Annotated in this window: 20 protein-coding genes; 10 read left to right on the top strand and 10 right to left on the bottom strand. The window is 37.4% G+C overall.

The features are described 5' to 3' along the window. Positions 1 to 7: 7 nt before the first annotated feature. Complete coding sequence (locus LS68_RS05065) at positions 8 to 1,222, bottom strand: argininosuccinate synthase (RefSeq protein WP_034373615.1); 1,215 nt, start codon at positions 1,220 to 1,222, stop codon at positions 8 to 10. 207 nt (positions 1,223 to 1,429) lie between these two features. Between LS68_RS05065 and LS68_RS05060 the strand changes: the two genes are divergently transcribed. Further along, on the top strand, positions 1,430 to 2,002 hold the full coding sequence (locus LS68_RS05060) for a hypothetical protein (protein WP_034373618.1): 573 nt from the start codon (positions 1,430 to 1,432) through the stop codon (positions 2,000 to 2,002). A gap of 52 nt (positions 2,003 to 2,054) precedes the next feature. After that, positions 2,055 to 2,873 carry a hypothetical protein gene (locus tag LS68_RS05055; protein ID WP_034373621.1) on the top strand — a complete coding sequence of 273 codons (819 nt, stop codon included), beginning with the start codon at positions 2,055 to 2,057 and terminating at the stop codon, positions 2,871 to 2,873. Here LS68_RS05055 and LS68_RS05050 read toward each other — a convergent pair whose 3' ends face one another. From LS68_RS05050 to LS68_RS05010, 9 genes are all read right to left on the bottom strand, one after another. Continuing rightward, entirely contained in the window at positions 2,874 to 3,461 is a 588-nt protein-coding gene (locus LS68_RS05050) for an isochorismatase family protein (protein ID WP_034373623.1), read from the bottom strand. Between the two features lie 19 nt (positions 3,462 to 3,480). Next, the gene (locus LS68_RS05045) at positions 3,481 to 4,680 is read right to left on the bottom strand and encodes an acetate kinase (protein WP_034373626.1); all 1,200 of its coding nucleotides are present in this window, start codon (positions 4,678 to 4,680) and stop codon (positions 3,481 to 3,483) included. Between the two features lie 15 nt (positions 4,681 to 4,695). Further along, complete coding sequence (gene pta / locus LS68_RS05040) at positions 4,696 to 5,697, bottom strand: phosphate acetyltransferase (protein ID WP_034373629.1); 1,002 nt, start codon at positions 5,695 to 5,697, stop codon at positions 4,696 to 4,698. A 147-nt stretch (positions 5,698 to 5,844) separates the two neighbouring features. Next, positions 5,845 to 7,851, bottom strand: coding sequence for a methyl-accepting chemotaxis protein (locus LS68_RS05035; protein ID WP_138091150.1), 2,007 nt, complete (start codon positions 7,849 to 7,851; stop codon positions 5,845 to 5,847). Positions 7,852 to 7,977: 126 nt separating this feature from the next. After that, positions 7,978 to 8,478, bottom strand: coding sequence for a hypothetical protein (locus tag LS68_RS05030; RefSeq protein ID WP_138091147.1), 501 nt, complete (start codon positions 8,476 to 8,478; stop codon positions 7,978 to 7,980). A gap of 103 nt (positions 8,479 to 8,581) precedes the next feature. Continuing rightward, positions 8,582 to 9,172: a hypothetical protein gene (locus LS68_RS05025; RefSeq protein WP_138091144.1), complete on the bottom strand. Its 591-nt coding sequence runs from the start codon at positions 9,170 to 9,172 to the stop codon at positions 8,582 to 8,584. A 38-nt stretch (positions 9,173 to 9,210) separates the two neighbouring features. Next, entirely contained in the window at positions 9,211 to 10,539 is a 1,329-nt protein-coding gene (rimO, locus tag LS68_RS05020) for a 30S ribosomal protein S12 methylthiotransferase RimO (RefSeq protein WP_138091141.1), read from the bottom strand. Between the two features lie 88 nt (positions 10,540 to 10,627). Then, entirely contained in the window at positions 10,628 to 11,455 is an 828-nt protein-coding gene (gene fabI / locus LS68_RS05015) for an enoyl-ACP reductase FabI (protein WP_034373848.1), read from the bottom strand. Positions 11,456 to 11,538: 83 nt separating this feature from the next. Continuing rightward, a complete protein-coding gene (locus LS68_RS05010; RefSeq protein WP_052100529.1) occupies positions 11,539 to 12,660 on the bottom strand; it encodes an MBL fold metallo-hydrolase in 1,122 nt (373 codons plus the stop codon). 195 nt (positions 12,661 to 12,855) lie between these two features. Here LS68_RS05010 and minD point away from each other — a divergent pair, with 195 nt between their 5' ends. The 8 genes from minD to LS68_RS04970 all read left to right on the top strand — a co-directional run bounded on the left by minD (position 12,856) and on the right by LS68_RS04970 (position 18,396). After that, positions 12,856 to 13,671, top strand: coding sequence for a septum site-determining protein MinD (gene minD, locus LS68_RS05005; protein WP_034373846.1), 816 nt, complete (start codon positions 12,856 to 12,858; stop codon positions 13,669 to 13,671). Next, positions 13,662 to 13,895, top strand: coding sequence for a cell division topological specificity factor MinE (minE, locus tag LS68_RS05000; protein WP_138091138.1), 234 nt, complete (start codon positions 13,662 to 13,664; stop codon positions 13,893 to 13,895). Before minD ends, minE begins: the two co-directional genes overlap by 10 nt. 1 nt (position 13,896) lies before the next feature. Further along, positions 13,897 to 14,859 (top strand): divergent polysaccharide deacetylase family protein, encoded by a 963-nt coding sequence (locus LS68_RS04995; RefSeq protein ID WP_052100528.1) that lies wholly within the window; start codon positions 13,897 to 13,899, stop codon positions 14,857 to 14,859. After that, positions 14,843 to 15,619, top strand: coding sequence for a DNA-processing protein DprA (gene dprA / locus LS68_RS04990; RefSeq protein WP_034373843.1), 777 nt, complete (start codon positions 14,843 to 14,845; stop codon positions 15,617 to 15,619). The genes LS68_RS04995 and dprA overlap by 17 nt, the downstream gene beginning before the upstream one ends. Positions 15,620 to 15,765: 146 nt before the next feature. Further along, complete coding sequence (gene ruvX / locus LS68_RS04985; protein WP_052100527.1) at positions 15,766 to 16,179, top strand: Holliday junction resolvase RuvX; 414 nt, start codon at positions 15,766 to 15,768, stop codon at positions 16,177 to 16,179. A gap of 87 nt (positions 16,180 to 16,266) precedes the next feature. After that, entirely contained in the window at positions 16,267 to 16,908 is a 642-nt protein-coding gene (locus LS68_RS04980; protein WP_138091135.1) for a TetR/AcrR family transcriptional regulator, read from the top strand. A gap of 156 nt (positions 16,909 to 17,064) precedes the next feature. Next, entirely contained in the window at positions 17,065 to 17,457 is a 393-nt protein-coding gene (locus LS68_RS04975) for a TM2 domain-containing protein (protein WP_034373753.1), read from the top strand. 123 nt (positions 17,458 to 17,580) lie between these two features. After that, positions 17,581 to 18,396 (top strand): DUF262 domain-containing protein, encoded by an 816-nt coding sequence (locus tag LS68_RS04970; protein ID WP_034373750.1) that lies wholly within the window; start codon positions 17,581 to 17,583, stop codon positions 18,394 to 18,396. The last annotated feature ends 1 nt before the right edge of the window (position 18,397 follow it).

Genomic DNA, 18,397 nt, shown 5'->3' with positions numbered 1-18,397 from the left:
CAAAAGCCTATTTACGAGATTTACCTGCGATAATAAAGCGCAACGCATTGAGTTTAATAAAGCCCTCTGCATCACCTTGATGATAAACTGAATCTTCTTCAAAAGTGCTGTATGCGCTACTAAAAAGTGATTTTTTAGATTCTCGTCCTACAACAATGACATTGCCCTTATAAAGCTTAAGCTTCACAACGCCCTCTACACATTCTTGTGTTTTGTCAATCAATGCTTGCAAAGCCTCTCTTTCGGGGCTAAACCAATAACCATTATAAATCAAACTCGCATAACGAGGCATAATCTCATCTTTGAGATGCGCCTCCTCCCTATCAAGACACAAAGATTCTATCGCACGATGAGCTTTGAGATAAATCGTCCCACCGGGTGTCTCATAGCAACCTCGCGACTTCATTCCCACATAACGATTTTCTACCAAATCAAGCCGACCAATACCATGCTTGCTGCCTAATTCATTGAGTTTGCCCCAAAAAGCTGCAGGTGAGAGATTCTCACCATTAATCGCCACACCATCGCCATTTTTAAAGGTAATACTCACAGATTCTGGTTTATCTGGAGCTTGCATTGGTGAAACACTCCACCGCCACATATCTTCTTCTGGCTCGGCATTAGGATCTTCTAAGATTTGCCCCTCATAGCTAATATGCAATAAATTCGCGTCCATAGAATAAGGTGATTTGTTCGCCTTCTTTTCAATAGGAATCCCTGCAGATTCTGCATAGGCAAGGAGCTTTTCACGACTATTCAAATCCCACTCTCTCCAAGGGGCTATCACGCGAATATCCGGATTAAGCGCGTATGCTCCAAGCTCAAAGCGCACTTGATCATTCCCCTTGCCTGTCGCTCCGTGTGAAATCGCATCTGCACCGACTTTTTGGGCAATCTCTACTAATCTTTTAGCAATCAATGGGCGTGCGATAGAAGTGCCAAGCAAGTATTCGCCCTCATAAATTGTATTTGCCCGAAACATAGGGAATACAAAATCACGGATAAATTCTTCTCGCAAATCTTCGATAAAAATATTCTCCGGTTTAATCCCGAGCTTCAAAGCCTTTGCTCGAGCAGGCTCAACCTCTTCTCCTTGTCCAATATCAGCGGTAAAAGTAACCACCTCGCAGTGATAATTATCCCCAAGCCATTTCAAGATCACGCTTGTATCAAGCCCGCCGCTGTATGCCAAAACAACCTTTTTGACTGCCTTTTGTGCCATTTGCTATCCTTGTAATAAATTCTTGAAAGATATTATAATCAAAAATGCCTAAAGTTCTCTAAAACACCATCAAAATATACCATAGGCACATTTGGCACTAAAACAATGCTCATTCTTGCAAATTCTCCTCTTTTAATATTTAAGTAGGAATTAAGGGGGGGGGGGGATAGAATCTCCGCTCACTTATATCAACATTAGGGCAAAAATTTGGACGCTAAAGAAGATTTGACGAAATACATTTGGGAAGCTCATAATTTTGAGATTAAGAATCTCTGGCAACGTTCCATTTTACTCGTGCCTTTAATTGTGATGGCTTTTACTGCAATGGGAATTTTACAACTTAAGATTATTGATGATATTACCAAGTCCAAAGACGAGTATATACCCCTTTTATGCGCTGAATTATTTGTGTGCAATGTGGGGGCGATTCTGTCTTTATTTTGGGTGGCTTTGGCAAAAGCTTCTAAATTTATCCAAGAAGCTCATGAGGAACATTTAAAGGATTATCTAGGAAATGAAAAAGCTTATTGTAATTTAGACGATTACAATAAAGATTTTTGCTTTTTTAGCTTAAAACCCTATCGTTTTTCACCTAGCAAAATCAACATCGCCTTAGGGTGGTTCAGCGCATCAATTTTTGTTTATGTATTTATAATCAATTTATTACTTTACTTTTGCGAAATTAATATTTGTTGCTTAATAGGGTTAGGAATTATCACCTTAATTATAAATATACTTCTTTTATTTTTTTGTAAAGGAGGCAAAATGCAAAGCAATTAAACTTGGGGTTTAAAAAAAGGCAAAAAATAAAAATAAAAACAAAGGAGAGGCAATGAGAATTTTTCAAGGTTTATTTACGGGTTTTATGGGGTTGGCAGTATTGCTGACAGGTTGTGGCGATGGAGATTCGGATTCAAATTTTTCGTTGAGTTCATCAGAACCGCTAGTGAATGTCGCACTCCAAGATAATAAAATTATAATTGATATTTTAGACAATGATCTTCAAATTCAAGATATTGTAGTGAATCGTGGGAATTGTTGGGTGGTAGATGCATTTTATGATACCATAGAATACACTGGGAAATTTAGCAACAACTATGGAATATATGAAGTCGAGATACCAACAATTTTTTATAGCAAGGCAGGTGAGTTTTATCTAGAAAAAGTAAGGGACGATATATACTCAACTCGGGTTGGGTGTAGCCTTTTTTATGGTAGTGGAGATTTTTATAAGTGGGTTAATAAAAAAGAAGGTTCTCAAGCGTGCCGTGGAGTTAAATGGGATAAGTTTCTAGAAGAGCATGATAATGATTATCCAAGTGCCTATTTAGCCTATGCAGAATCTATCCAAAAAGAATATCTTAATCAATCCACTTTTGACGCACAGGAGTATTTAGCCAAGAATCCAGACCTAAAAGAATACGCACCTGAAGATTTTATGAAAACCATCAAAGAAGCATTAAAAGAATTTCAAGAGGCGGAAATGTTTTTTATGGATGAGATAAAAAAACGCAAACCTACCAAAAAATATCAATTTGGTGATAAGACAAGAACTCTTGTCTATTCAACAAATTCAGGTCGTTGCAATGTCAGAGAAGCAGTGATTAAAACCAACAAAGGCAATTGGAGCTTTGGATGGGAACAACATTGATTATTTCACCAACGCACTGATTGCCTTAAAATGAGGGGATTTTGCATCTTTAAGGAGCATAAAGAGTAAAGATTCTGTGCTTAGAATCCGCACACCACAAATCGCTAATTCCCTCAAGGCAAGTTTATAATGTGGCTTAAAACGCGAGCTAGAAGCATCAGCGACCAAAATAGAATCTATCCCTAATCTTCTTGCATCAAGCAAACTTTGCAACACACAAATATGTGCCTCAATACCAAAAAAGATTAATGTTTTAGGGGCAGATTCGGAAAGTTCGGAAAGTTTTGCCAATGCTTGATTAAATCTCTCTTCGCCAAAAACACTAAAAGTCGTCTTTTCAATCACACAAGCATCTTGAGGGAGATTAATCGCAGAATGCGTATGTCCTAATCCTTTGGGATATTGCTCGGTAACAAGAAGCGGTATATCAAGCAAAGAAGCAGTATGCAATAACATATTACTATACTTAATCACTTTCTCGTGATGCTGCATTGCGGGCAAAAGCTTTTCTTGCACATCAATGCAGACCAACACGCAATCTTTTGGCGACAAAAGCGGAATAGAAGCAATATTTGAAAGATTAGGCATAAAATCCCCTTTGATAATTCTAAAGTTGTGAGACGATTGTCTTTGTGTCTCGAGCAATCACAAGCTCTTCATTTGTAGGAATCACGCACACGCGCACTTTAGAATCAGGCGTGGAAATAATGGCTTCTTCACCACACACATTATTTGCCTCCACATCAAGTTTTACACCTAAAAACTCTAAATGCTCTACAATCATACCGCGTATGAATTTCGCATTTTCTCCCACACCTGCACAAAAACTTACTGCATCAACGCCATTCATCACCGCACAATACGCACCGACATATTTAAGCACACGATAGGCAAAAGCTGAACGAGCAAGTTTGGCGCGTTCATTCCCACCTAAATCCGCATCAAGCAAATCTCTAAAATCACTTGACAATCCAGAGATTCCCAACACACCGGATTTTTTATTCAAGATATTCAAGATACTTTGAATGTCCAAATCTTCGCGTTTAGAAATGTATTCGAGAATCGCAGGATCTAAGTCTCCGCTTCTTGTCCCCATAATGAGACCTTCAAGCGGTGTCAAGCCCATACTTGTATCGACACATTTTCCATTTTTGATCGCTGAAATTGAAGAACCATTCCCTAAATGGCATACGATAATTTTAGAATTATAATAATCTAAGCCCAAAAATTCAGCAGTCTTTTGTGAGACATATTTATGACTCGTGCCGTGAAAACCATATCGGCGCACTTTGTGTTTTTCATACCATTCATAAGGGACACCATAAATATAAGCTCTAGGAGGCATTGTTTGATGAAATGCAGTATCAAATACCGCTACCATAGGAGTCTTAGGCATTTTTGCTTGACAAGCCTCAATCCCCATTAAATGTGCAGGATTGTGTAAAGGAGCTAAATCCGAACATTCTTTGATATGCTGAATCACAACATCATTAATCAAAACAGATTCTTTAAAAAACTCTCCGCCATGCACCACACGATGCCCGATTGCTTTAATCTCATCAAGCGAACTTACTGCACCATTTTCTTTGTTGAGCAAAGCTTCAAGCACCATTTCAACGGCTTTGGTATGATGAGGCATTTCTTCTTTTTTCTCAATCTTTTTACCATCAGGCGTTTTATAATAAAGCACGCTACCATCAATACCGATTCTATCGCAAATCCCAGAAGCAATGACCTTTTCAGTTTCTGTATTAATAAGCTGAAATTTTAATGAAGAACTTCCACAATTGATAACTAAAACATTCATTTTCTATCCTTTTTATTAATTTTGTTGAGCTTGAAGAGCAGTCAATGCGACAACGCCAACAATATCATCAGCACTGCAACCTCTTGATAAATCATTAACAGGCGCGCTCATTCCTTGCGTGATAGGACCATAAGCTTGAGCGTTTGCAAGTCGTTGGACAAGCTTGTATCCGATATTTCCAGAATCCAAATCAGGGAAAATAAGCACATTAGCTTTCCCTGCGACTTTTGAACCTTTAGCTTTAGATTCTCCCACACTTGGGACAATCGCCGCATCAAGTTGCAATTCTCCATCTAAAGGCAATTGAGGAGCAAGAGTTTTTGCAATCTTCGTTGCTTGGACGACTTTATCCACATCAGGGTGTGAAGCACTGCCATAAGTTGAATGGCTAAGCATTGCAACGATAGGCTCTTGGTGTGTGATTGCTTTAAAACTTTTAGCAGAAGAAAGGGCAATGTGTGCTAATTCTTCGGCATTTGGATTCTGACAAAGCCCCGCATCAGAGAAAACAAATGTCCCATTAAGCCCATAATCACAATTTGGCACAACCATAATAAAAAAAGTCGATACAAGCTTGCAATCACTTGCTGTCCCTACAATTTGCAATGCAGAACGCAATACATCAGAGGTCGCGTGAATTGCTCCAGCAACCATTCCATCAGCTTTTTTAGATTTAACCAAAGCCGCACCGAAATAAAGAGAATCTTTTGTAAGCAAATCTTTTGCTTTGTCGTGGTCCATTCCTTTGTGAGAACGAAGCTTGACAAATAATTCTACAAATTCCCCCAAAAGCTCTGAAGTAGAGGGATTAATAAATTTTGCTGCTTGCAAATTCAATCCTTGAGTGTGAGCAAGCTCATTGATAGCTTTTTCATCACCCAAAAGAATAATATCAGCAAACCCTTCTTTGAGAATCTTATCTGCCGCTTGGAGTGTCCTCATATCGGAAGTTTCAGGAAGCACGATTGTTTTTTTATCGCTTTTTGCCTGCATTTTGATGTTTTCAATAAAACTCATTTTTGCTCCTTTTCATTATTGTTTGAATCAATATTTATCATAAACTAAGTGTGATTAAAATACACAAACAATAAGGAGCGTTTTGATAGGGTGTGCATTTTTTACTCAAAAATGCAACTATTTATTCATTATCAAAGCAAATTGATTCTACATTTTGAAAGCACTGATTGTATCATTCAAATCATGCGTCAATTCACCTAATGTGTCTGAAGTCTTTTGCATTTTTTCATTAATTTCAGAGATTTGGGACAAACACGAAGCGATCTTGATTCCATTCTCGAGTATCAAAGAAGTATTTGCATCGACTTTTTGCGCACCTTCAAAGCTTAAATGAGACTTTTCTACCGCAACTTGAATAGCCGTAGTGAGTGATTCTATATTGGTTTGCATAATGCCTGATTGCTCGGTTAAATGCTGCATTGATTGAGAACTATCTTCAATCGTTGTTGTGATTTCATCAATAGATTGCAAAATTGATTGAATAATCCCACTTGTTTCAGTAATCGAAGTTTGTGTCCTTTCGGCAAGTTTGCGCACTTCATCAGCAACGACTGCAAAGCCTCTGCCATGCTCTCCTGCACGAGCCGCCTCAATCGCAGCATTAAGCGCAAGAAGATTAGTTTGTTCGGCTATGTCGGTAATCACGGTTAAAACGCCTTGTATATTTTTGGCTTCTTCGCTAAGAGAACGAATCTTTGTCATATTCTGATCTTCTTTGGCTGCATCTTCTTGAATCTCACTATTGATTAAATCCACAATATTTTTTGTGCTTTGGACATTTCCCAATACTTTTTCTAACTCTTCTTTTGTCGCCACAGACATTTGAATATTTGTCTCAATAATCGTGCGACTTTTCTCACCCAAATCTGTATTGTTGCCAGAAATGGCTGAAATCTCTTTCAAGGTTTCATCAAGTTGATGTGAAATCTTACTAAGGCTTTGGGTAATATCTAAATTGCTTTTGGTTTGTTTAAATACTTCTGAAAATACATCTCGCATAAAGCGGATAAAAGTATTCACTGATGTTGCCATTGTCCCAATCTCATCATTATTAATAATCTTTACTTGTTCGGCTAAAGTCTTATTTTCAACGATATATTTGAGCTTTGTATTGACATTTGCAAGGCGGCTGATAAGGCTTCTGATGACGATAAAACATAAAATCAATGTCAAGACAACAATCACACCTTCTATTATTGCCAAGGCAACAAGCTTGCTTCTCAATGTGTTAAGATGCTCTGTAATATTTTCCTTAAGGTCATGTGCAAGCAAATCCTCGACTTCTTTAAGAAGGTCAATTTTGATTGTAATCGTATCAAACCACACCTTTGCTTCTATGCCAAAATTCCCTTCGTGCCGTTTTGCATGCAGTGCGTCCCTCATCAGTTGCACTTGCTGAAAACTCGAATCTTGTGTTTTCTTTTCATAAAATGCTACCGTTTCAGGCAAAGCAAGGGCAAGGAAAAGTTTTGTATAAGATTCTTGCTCGGCAATAAGACTTACGAATTTATTATAATTAGCATCTGGCGGTATGACATTTGCCGCAAATATCGCATTAGCATTTGCTCGCTCTTGTCCTGCTTTTTCTTTTGCGTATAAAAAATTTGTATAAGCAAACATAAGCTTCGTCAAATTAGCATCAGTAATGAGCTTTGTAGATTCTAAAACACTATCAAGCAAAAATGCAATTGTAGAAGTATAATAAGCAATCGTTTGAGGAGTGAGATTTACCGCTGTATGAATTGACTGGTCCGCATTATTGCGAACTTCTTGAATCTTGCTCACAGATTCTAAACCCTTATACAATAAATCAAAATATCCCGCATTAAAATTTTCTGTATTTTCAATCAATGTGCGTAAAGCTTGGTATTCTTTATCTGTAAGCAATCTTTGTGCTTTAAGCTCTGAAGAAAATTTTGCTCCTTTGCTTGAAAGAAATCCTGCACTCATACCTCTTTCTTTTTGCATTTCATGCACGAGCTTTGAGAGCTGTTCAGAAATATCGACTTGTTCTTGAAGCATCACTCCTTGATTGATCATATCGTTAGTTTCTCTAAGCTCATTGACCAAGAAAACAAGCATTGCTAGAATCGGGACAAACACGAGAATCACGATTTTTGTTTTGATACTGATGCCACGAAGAAAATTAAACATAGCAAGATCTCCTTAATTTTTTGAAGTTGAGATTAATCTATAAATTTTAGAATATAATAAAAATTTGATTTAAAACCACTTAAAGCAATGTGGCAAACAAAAAAGCCACCACCAAAAACAAATATCCTAAAATACTTTCCTCAATAATTTATCTGTATCAATCACAATACTTAACATTTGTTGATTTGCAATAATAGATTCTGTAAAATGAAAAATAAAGCTAAATCGTGCTGTGCAATAAGTATTTCTGTGTTCCCAATATGCTTCTAATCTATCATAAAAATTTGCATGATAAAATGGCAAACCAGAGTAGATAACCTCCCCATATTCCCTAAAGAACTGCATCTGTTTTGCACCATAATAAAGGCTATTTTCTATCCCAAAACCCTTATAATTATACCTCAAGCCCAAATCTAATCCCATATTAGTAAAAAATGGCTCAAGCCCTGTGTGCAATCTCTTTCTCTCACTTGATCCAAGCAAACCCAAAGAAATATCAAACCTATTAAAATTCCTTGATAAATCCACCCCTAAAAATACCTGATAATAGAATCTATCAAGCAACCACACATTAAGATTATCGCTATTTGGATTCAAAATCTCTGTGTTTTTTGTGTGATATAACAAAAAAGTGCCTCCAAGATAAAGATTATCTTGAAAGAATCTTTGGCTAACAAAGCCCTGAATTAAGAACTCATCGGTTCGTTTTTCTAAATTTCCGCCATACCAATCAACAATTAACTCTATTATACCCCCCCCCCCCTAAAAGATTATTTGCACTCTTGTATTGTAGAGCGACACCATTTGTCATTGGATTTTGTAATAAAAAATCTTTTCTGTAATATAAACTTGGATAATCTCCAATCCAATGCTTGCGTGGGAAAATCCCAAAAAAGCCATTAAAATTCTTTGTTACAGTGCTATAATACAAACTCAAACCACTATTTTCGAGACTTGGCACTCTCTCACCCATATTCATCATATAATAGCCGCCAACACGAATTGATTGATTGTAAAACTCCATGCCAATTTCTGGAAAAATACTCGCTCTAAACAAAGTGCGTGTAGCCCATAATGGATATGAACCCTCAAGATTATCAATAAAAAAATTAAAATCAAATCCATAAACAAAATATGGATTTTTATCATTGTATCTCGCATCAGATTCTAAAATTTTCAAATTATTACACTCTAAATCCTGCAACATACTTAAATTACAAGTATTAATAGATCTACATTCCATTTTGGCATAAATGTCAGTATCTTTGATACTAGCACCACTAATAATCCCAACGCAGAAACAAATGATTAAAAATCTCATAAAACCTCCCAAAATGTCATCAAGTCCATTTAAACCACTTAAAGCAATGTAGCAAACAAAAAGCCGCCTTTGCTTTGCGTAATAAGTGTGCGATAATAGCCCTCTTTAATCGGCACAAGAGAATCTCGCACATCAGAAATATCATTGATAAGAATCTCCCCATCAATATCTTTACCCCACATTTTTGCTCTTGCACTATAAAAATATTCACTCACCTCGCTAACCCCCTCGACAATCACATCAATCTCTTGTCCCACCATTGCTTGATTGTATGCCTTTTGCTGGGCTTTGATGATCTTATTCAAAGCATTAATGCGTTTGTTGGTAATTTTTGTCGGGACAGCTTGGGGCATATCATAAGCACTCGTGCCGACTTGAGGAGAATAAGCAAAAAGATTAACCCTATCAAAAGCAAAATCTTCCACAAAATCACGCAATTCTTCAAACTCTTCCTCACTTTCTCCGGGGTGTCCTATCACGAAACTCGTCCGCACGAAACTATGCGGCACTGCGCGCATAGCATTAAGAATCTCCAAATGCTTTGCTTGATTCGCTCCTCGTCTCATACGCTTTAGCATCGCATCGGAAATGTGTTGGATTGGCATATCAAAATACGGCAGAAAGCTTGCAGAATGCGCAATTGCCTCAATGAGATGAAGACTTGTAGTCGAAGGATAAAGATAGAGGATTCTTGCACTGATAGGGAGGTGAAGAGAATCTATAGACTTTATAAGTTTTATAAGACCCTCTGAAATCCCTTGATCCCGTAAATAAGAGCTTGAATCTTGCGCAATAAAACTAAAATCACGATAACCCTTGCTATAAAGATTTTGCAATTCTTTCAAGACAGATTCTAAAGGGCGCGATTGGAGTTTGCCCTTAAATGAAGGAATCGCACAAAAACTGCATTGTTGATTGCAACCTTCGCTAAGCTTAATATACGCGTGAAAATGCGAACCGATAATCACGCGCTCATCATTTCCGTCATATAAAAAGACTTTTTGCGAACGAATCGATTGGGATTTTTGAATCATCTGATCAATCTTATCATAATCCCCTACACCAGTGATAATATCTATTTCAGGGATTTCTTTTTGGAGTTCGTCAGCATAACGTTCTGCCAAACAACCGCTCACAACCAAAATCGCGCCTTTTTTGCGCTCAAGACTTGCTTGAAGTATGGTTTGGATACTTTCTTGCTTTGCAGATTCTATAAAACCACAAGTATTAACAATAATCACATCAGCTTGAGCAATATCAGGCGTGAGATGATAACCTTTGAGTCTGCCTAGCATCACTTCAGAATCTACAAGATTCTTTGTGCAGCCTAGTGAAATAAGGTGGAGATTTTTTGTAAAGAATGTCATCAATTTCCTTAGAAAATCGCTTGAGTCTGTAAAATCAGAATCCCAAGCTTCAACAATAAAATATTATATGAAATAAATCTACAAAATTTTAGTGTTTTGTCAATATTTCCCAACGCGGTGTTGGCTTACCATCGACATCTTCCATCGCACACATTCCCATGATATTATAGCCGCTATCGACATAATGCACTTCACCCGTTACACCGCTACTCAAATCACTCACGAGATACATCGCAGCACTGCCAACTTGATCAATGCTGACATTTTCACGCAAAGGCGCATTGGCTTCATTCCATTTAAGCATAAGGTTAAAATCACTGATTCCGCTTGCAGCAAGTGTCTTAATCGGACCTGCGGAGATTGCATTGACACGGATTCCAGCTCTGCCTAAATCATAAGCAAGATAGCGCACACTTGATTCTAAAGCAGCCTTTGCCACGCCCATTACATTGTAATTAGTAACATATTTCATACTGCCTAAATAAGTCAATGTCAGAATCGATGCTCCCTTATTCAGCAAAGGCAATACGCAACGAGACAGCTCAATCAACGAATACACAGAAATTTCCATAGCAGTATTGAATGCTTCTTTACTTGTTTGGACAAAATCACCTGTGAGCGCATCTTTTGGCGCAAAAGCGACAGAATGCACGACAAAATCAAGATTCCCAAAATCTGTCTGTAAAGACTGAAAAAGCGAAGAAAAATGCTCGGGCTTACTCACATCAAGCTCATAAACAAAATCACTTGAGCCAAATTCTTGCGCAATAGGACGCACCCTTTTTTCTAAAGCTTCATTCAGAAATGTAAAAGCTAGTTGCGCACCTTGCTCCTTGCAAGCCTTAGCAATACCATAAGCAATGGAACGATTATTAGCAATGCCCACAATCAAACCCTTTTTGCCTTGTAAAATCATATTTTCTCCTCACATTTTAAGAATCTAAAAAGGCTGATTATACACAAGATTGACTTAAAGATTATCACTTAAGGCTAGGTGTTTTATTCATTTTCCCACCATTTGAGTGTGGGTGGATTCTCTCCAATTGTATAAACCTGCCCTATTTGAGGAATCGCACATAAAATGCCCAATGGAGGAAGTCGCTGATGCAAATACTTTGCCACACCATTCCAAGCGTGTGTGCCTGCGATGAATCGTCCCCAATGAATGGGCAAAACCATTTTTGCTTTCAAATCAATAGCCTCTTGAACAATCTCATGAGGGAAAGAATGCGAGAATCTCCACGCTTGATTGTATTGCCCGCTCTCCAAGCATGCCAAATCAAAACCGCCAAATGCTTCTTTGATGCGCTGAAAATGTGTATAATATCCTCCATCGCCACTAAGGAAAACCCTTGTGTATTGAGAATCTTCTCCTAAAAATTCAATTACAAAACTTGCCCATAAAGTCGTATTGAATCCACCCATTCGTGCAGAATTATGTTGTGAGGGCGTAGCGATGATTCTTAAAATCGCTTGATGTTTTGTGGATTCTTGTTTGTCTTTGCGTAAATCTTGTGGGACAAAATCCTTTTGAGCAGCACAAGATTCTCTTAAAGCGATGCCATTCCACCAATCAAGCTCAATAATCTTACTCGCTGGAATCTTCCATGATTTCAAATAATCCCCTACTTTAAGGGGACAAATAAAATATCGTGTCTTTTCTTGAATCTGCATAATACTTGCCTTATCCAAATGGTCAAAATGTGAATGCGTGATAATCACAGCAAAAAGTGGTGGAAAATCATCTGCACAAAAGCATTTTGTTTGCTTAAAAGCACGATTAGCAAAGGGAAAGGGGGAAGCATACATCGAAAAAATAGGATCGACTAGTATGTGTAAATGCAAAAAAGTCAAGAAAAGTGATGAATGTCCTAACCACGCGATACTAGGCTTAAAATAGCACATCTTAAAATCAGAATCGACAAAAGGCACGTGGTTTTTGGGTCTCGCATCTTGAGGATAATGCAGATAATAACGCGCAACTTCTTTCCATGAGACCTTAGGGGGCAAAATCGCCTCTTGATTCTCATTACAAAATATCGTGCGATTCTTATAAGTCATAGTCCGTGCGTGTGTCCTTGAAGCATTGGCTAAAGAAAAATAATCAAGATAATCAGACATCTTGCTCCTTACCTTAAAATAAATTGAGAATCTCAAAAACCATTCAATCAATTTTATCCCAAAAACACAAAGCAAAAATCATTTAAATTCATTTTGCAAGTGTAATTTTAAGTTTAAAAATATACAATACGCTTTGCATTTAGTCTTTTGAGATTTTAAAAAGTAATTTTAATTATTTTCATTTTGGAGGTATCTTTGGCAGAAGTCATCACTATCACTTCGGGTAAAGGAGGTGTAGGCAAATCTACTGCTACTGCTAATCTTGCTGTGGGTATTGCAGAAGAAATAAAAGAAAGTGGCAAAAAAGTCGTAGCGGTGGATTTTGATATTGGTTTACGCAATCTTGATATGTTGCTTGGGCTAGAAAATCGTATCGTTTATGATGTGATTGATGTGATGGAAGGCAAATGTAACCTTTCGCAAGCCTTGATTATGCACAAAAAAACACGGAATCTTTATTTTCTCCCTGCTTCTCAAACAAAAGACAAAACAATCCTTGATAAAGAAAAAGTCCGAAAGCTTTTAGAAGAATTACGCGCACAATTTGATTACATCTTGATTGATTCGCCTGCAGGGATTGAAGGGGGCTTTGAACATGCGATTTTATGGGCTGATAGAGCTTTGATTGTCGTAACACCAGAAGTAAGCTCCGTGCGTGATAGTGATCGCGTGATTGGCATCATTGATGCTAAGTCTCATAAAGCCCAAAATAACGAGGAAGTGCAAAAACATATCATCATCAATCGCATCAAGCCTGACCTTGTAAAAAAAGGTGAAATGCTTTCACAAGATGATGTGCTAGGCATTCTTGCATTGCCTTTGATTGGGCTTATTCCAGAAGATAGTAAAATCATCACCGCGACCAATTCAGGCGAGCCTGTCATCTATACACAAAGCCCAAGTGCCAAAGCCTATGCGCGCATTGCTAAAAGAATCTTAGGGCAAGAAGTAGCATTTGAAAGTCTTGAGAGTGAAGGTGTGATAAATACTCTCAAAAGGATATTTCAATGATGGGAATCTTCCGTTCTTCTAAAAGCGCACAAACAGCCAAAGATCGGTTAAAAATCGTCCTTGCCCATGAAAGAACGGCAAATATTCCCTACTTAGAAGAAATGCAAGAAGAAATTTTAAAAGTCGTGTATAAATACACACGCTCAAGTCAAGTCAATATCACCACTAATAGTAATCAAAATATCAGCACCCTTGAAGTAGAAATCACACTTGGGGATAAATAGTGTGCGTTTTGTAAGGGTATTTCTACTTTTAGGGATTATTTTTATTCAAAGCATTGCTGATTCTATCATCGATACTTCCAGCACTTTAGAATCACCCAATCAAACGCCGCAAATTCCCATTGTCAATGGATTTAAAAAGCTTTATTCTCTACATGCAGATAATTTTATTTTTTTAGAATCTTTATCGCCTACACACTCAAATGATGCCAATCAAACCCAAGACAACACGATTTTAAAGAATCCAACAATCTCTAACAAACCAAAGATTCTATTGATTATGGACGATATTCAAAATGCCTCACAAATCAAACAGATTCAATCATTGCCGCTAAAAATTATCCCCTCAATCTTTCCGAAAACAAAATACAATCCCAAAACTCCCTTAATCGCACAAAAAAATGCCTTTTATATGATACATCTCCCACTAGAAGCGCAAAATTTTGAACAAAAAGAATTAGAGCCTATCAAGGTAGGCACAAGCAAAGATAATATCTACGCAATCATCGCACAGATTAAGCAAGATTTTCCGAATCTACTTTATATCAACAATCACACAGGAAGCAAATTTACGCAAAGTGAAAAAGATATGCTTAATCTCTTAAGTGTTTTTGATGAATTAGGTTTAAAATTTATCGATAGTGTTACGACACCTCACCCTGCAAGCGAGAAAATTTCTCATCAGCAAAAGCGTTTAATTATGCAAAGGGATATATTTTTGGATAATGAGATTTCCACGACACACACAAAAGCCCAACTCAAACTTGCAATCCAAAAAGCACAAAAGAAAGGCTATATCATTGCGATTTGCCACCCACACACAAGCACTTTTAAGGCTCTCAAGCAAATGAGTGATGAGCTAAACCATGCACTTGAGTTTGTTACGCCCAAAGAGTTAGAATCTTACCTCTCATCACAGGCAATCACTCATTACACGCGAGAGAGATTCTATGCAAACGCTCAATGAAATCCCTCTATCGCTGAAGATTCTGAAAAATCCTCCCTCAAAACTTTTCTTTAAGGGCAATGATAAATTGCTTGATTCCCCTCACAAAATCGCCATTGTAGGCACACGCAAACCCAATCCCTACACCAAAACTTTCGTTGCAACCCTTGCCCATAAAATCACACAAATGGGAGGTATAATCGTCAGTGGTGGGGCTTTAGGCGTGGATATTATTGCACACACACATGCTTTCCCGCATACTATTATGTTCTCACCCTCAAGCCTTGATATTATCTATCCCAAAAACAACGCCAAAATGATACGGCAAATGATGGAACGCGCCTTAGTGTTAAGTGAATATGAATCTCCTTACGAACCTCAACGATATAGCTTCTTAGAACGTAATCGCCTTGTCATCGCCTTGAGCGAATATGTGATTATCCCTCAAGCCGACCTTCACAGCGGCTCTATGCAAAGCGCACTGATTGCCCAAAAACTCGGAAAACCTCTTTATGTGCTGCCTCATCGGATTGGAGAGAGTGAGGGGACAAACAGCCTTTTAGCACAAGGCAAAGCGCAGGCAATTTATGATATATCTTCATTTGTTGCCTCTATCTTTGGTATAAACCCTTCTCATAATGAAGAAAATGATGAGATTCTGCAATTTTGCAAAAATAATCCCTCTTTTGAAGAAGCATTTGCGCGTTTTGGAGATAAGCTTTATGAATACGAACTAGAAGGCAAGATTATCCGAGAATCTGGCGGTATTCGTGTGCTGTAATTGAGTTTTTAATTAACACAAACCCATTATAATAGCAATTTTATTTAATACTTAACAAGGATACTAAAATTATGTCTGATTTAATTTTACAACAAACCTTTAAGAAAATCCCTACAAAGAGCTAGCCTCTGAATAAGAATCTGTCCCTGACACTTGCTTGTGATGTCGGCATAAAGAAAATAGGGTTAGCCGCATTTGTTGAAGGCATCGTCTTGCCTTTAGATCCTATTTTGCGTCAAAATCGCAACCAAGCAGCAAAAGAACTAGCCTCTGTGCTTTACTCTCGTCATATCACACATTTAGTCGTAGGACTGCCTAGCAATGACCAAGCCACACATGAAGCACACGAAATGGAAAAACGCATTAAACATTTTATCGACTTGCTTGAGTTTCAAGGTGAAATTATTTATATCAATGAAGATTACACAAGCATTGAGGCTTTTAGAGACACATTACATATGAAGAAACAATCGCGTGCAAAAGCACAAAAAGATGGCAAGATAGATTCTTTGAGTGCTTGTATTATTTTAGAACGATATATTGAATCTTACAATAACTAATATTACGCAGCTATAAGTTTATAAACATACTTTTGTTTGTATTTAGTATGTTAGAATATAAGCCTTATTTTTCATAAAGGACACAAGATGTCGCAAAGCAAAACACCCAAAAAAACCACACAAAAAATCCTTGATATATCACTCAATCTTTTCAGCACCTATGGTTTTGAATCCGTCAAAATGCAAGATATTGTCAATAAACTAGCACATTTTGGCTTGAGCAAAGGGGCAATTTACCATCATTTCAAAAACAAAGAAGATATTTTAGAAGCTATTTTGACGCGTTATGAGGAGGGGGCTAGCGCACTTTGGGACATTCAACACTCCCAAAACAATGGTAGAAATAAGATTCAAGCAATCATTTTACAACATTTAGAACATATCGCTAAACATAAGGCATTGATTCGCAATTGCAGTGCGATTTTTAGCTCACCTCGTGCAATCACTCACCGACTTCAGCACAATAATATCTGCCCCATTTTAGAATCTTTTATCGAAGAGGGAAACGCTGATGGCTCACTTAATGTCGCCTATCCCAAACCGGCAAGTGAAATGCTTTTTTGGGCGATATATGTATGGCTTGATAATATGTTTTACCCATTAAGCACAATGCAATACACTCACAAAATGCGGCATTTACGCATAATGTGCGAGGGTGTTGGGCTAAGCGTGATTGATGAAGAAATCAGCGTAAAAGCACTTCAAGTATGGAAAGAGCTAGTATCATAAAACCGCCGTAGATTCTTTTAGAATTCCCACAATCCACAAAGACACATCACGACTTATCAACACTCACATTCACAGATTCTCCAAACTTTTAAGCTATTTTTAACGGGGGGGGGGGGATAGAATGCTCGTTTTTAAATTAAAATCCAAGGATAAGATATGGAAAATACACAAAATCAATCTCAAGAATCAAATAATGTCATTCAAGCCTCACTTGTAGCGGGGAATTGGGAAGGCAAAGTGCCTAAAGAATCTCTTGAGTTACTCAAAGGCAGACTTTCAAAAATCACCGATGAGCAAAGAATCGCAAGCTTTAATATGCTCCAGCTCAAAAGCCCTATTATTGGGCTTATACTAGGACTTATGTTTGGCTGGATTGGCGTAGATAGATATTACAAAGGCGATATAGGACTAGGGATTATTAAATTTTTGACATGTTTTATAGTAATAGGCTTTATTTGGGCAATTGTGGATTTGTTTCTTGTGTGGAAAGGCATCAAAAGTGATAACTTCAATAAAATCAACAATCAACTTTTGATTTGCGGTGCATAACCGAAAGAATAAGTAATAATTGAGCAAACAACTTACAAAGATTGGCTAGTCCGCTATAAATGGATTTGAAGAAAATTAATTTTATGCCAAAAAGCATCAGAATAGGCTAACAAGGAGCAAATAATGAGCGAAAATAGCACATTAGAAAAAATTTTTAGAGAATATCATTTGTTTTCAATCCCTTCGTATCAGCGAGACTACGCGTGGGAGATAAGAAATTTTGAGGAATTGTGGGAAGATTTAAAAGAAAGTATAGAGCTAGAAAACACAGATTCAGATAAGGGGCATTTTCTGGGCACAATTGTCGTAACTCCCAACAATCAAAATCAAAATAGTGTTGATGTGATTGATGGGCAGCAAAGGCTTACTACCACTTTTATGCTCCTTCTTGCATTGTGGGAAAAATTAAGTGAAGAAAAACGAGACCACATTGGTAAAGGATTTCTTTATGAAGATTACAAAGAAAAGACATACAAACTCCAAGTGAGCGAGAGTAATAGAGAATTTTTTAGACAGATTCTAGAATCTAGCAATCAAGCCCATCTCCCAAGCAAAGGCAAACTCGATATAAAACCAGCCACTCAAGGACAAAACAACCTCTATGATGTTTTTAACTGCATACTTGGCAAAATAAAAGTTTTTGATTCAAAGGAAGCTGATAGCTACTTCACAAAGCTTATCAATATGCGCTTGATATGCTTCAAAGAACACAATGTGGGAGCAGCTATCCGCACCTTTCAAAGTGTGAATGATCGGGGTGTGCCATTGCGACTTTTGGATAAACTCAAATCTCTTTTGATTTATTATTCTAATCGCTATTGTGTTGATGATAAGCTTGATTCTAAGATTAATCAAAATTTTGGAGAAATTTTTAGATTCTCTTCGCAAATATTTGCTCACCCCTATCGTTCAACAATTTTTGCGACACAATCAAATTAAA

This window comes from Helicobacter sp. MIT 05-5293 (assembly GCF_000765665.2).
Classification (GTDB): Bacteria; Campylobacterota; Campylobacteria; order Campylobacterales; family Helicobacteraceae; genus Helicobacter_C.
The sequence above is the reverse complement of the archived record's forward strand: the minus strand, read 5'-3'. Positions and strand labels throughout refer to the sequence as shown.

Coding starts and splice junctions, on each gene's coding strand:
- LS68_RS04980 (WP_138091135.1), top strand. CDS start 16,267: ATGTCGCAAAGCAAAACACCCAAAAAAACCACACAAAAAATCCTTGAT.
- LS68_RS05045 (WP_034373626.1), bottom strand. CDS start 4,680: ATGAATGTTTTAGTTATCAATTGTGGAAGTTCTTCATTAAAATTTCAG.
- fabI (WP_034373848.1), bottom strand. CDS start 11,455: ATGATTTTACAAGGCAAAAAGGGTTTGATTGTGGGCATTGCTAATAAT.
- LS68_RS04975 (WP_034373753.1), top strand. CDS start 17,065: ATGGAAAATACACAAAATCAATCTCAAGAATCAAATAATGTCATTCAA.
- pta (WP_034373629.1), bottom strand. CDS start 5,697: ATGAGTTTTATTGAAAACATCAAAATGCAGGCAAAAAGCGATAAAAAA.
- LS68_RS05010 (WP_052100529.1), bottom strand. CDS start 12,660: ATGTCTGATTATCTTGATTATTTTTCTTTAGCCAATGCTTCAAGGACA.
- LS68_RS05050 (WP_034373623.1), bottom strand. CDS start 3,461: ATGCCTAATCTTTCAAATATTGCTTCTATTCCGCTTTTGTCGCCAAAA.
- dprA (WP_034373843.1), top strand. CDS start 14,843: ATGCAAACGCTCAATGAAATCCCTCTATCGCTGAAGATTCTGAAAAAT.
- LS68_RS05065 (WP_034373615.1), bottom strand. CDS start 1,222: ATGGCACAAAAGGCAGTCAAAAAGGTTGTTTTGGCATACAGCGGCGGG.
- rimO (WP_138091141.1), bottom strand. CDS start 10,539: ATGACATTCTTTACAAAAAATCTCCACCTTATTTCACTAGGCTGCACA.
- LS68_RS05035 (WP_138091150.1), bottom strand. CDS start 7,851: ATGTTTAATTTTCTTCGTGGCATCAGTATCAAAACAAAAATCGTGATT.
- LS68_RS04970 (WP_034373750.1), top strand. CDS start 17,581: ATGAGCGAAAATAGCACATTAGAAAAAATTTTTAGAGAATATCATTTG.
- LS68_RS05055 (WP_034373621.1), top strand. CDS start 2,055: ATGAGAATTTTTCAAGGTTTATTTACGGGTTTTATGGGGTTGGCAGTA.
- LS68_RS05025 (WP_138091144.1), bottom strand. CDS start 9,172: ATGAGATTTTTAATCATTTGTTTCTGCGTTGGGATTATTAGTGGTGCT.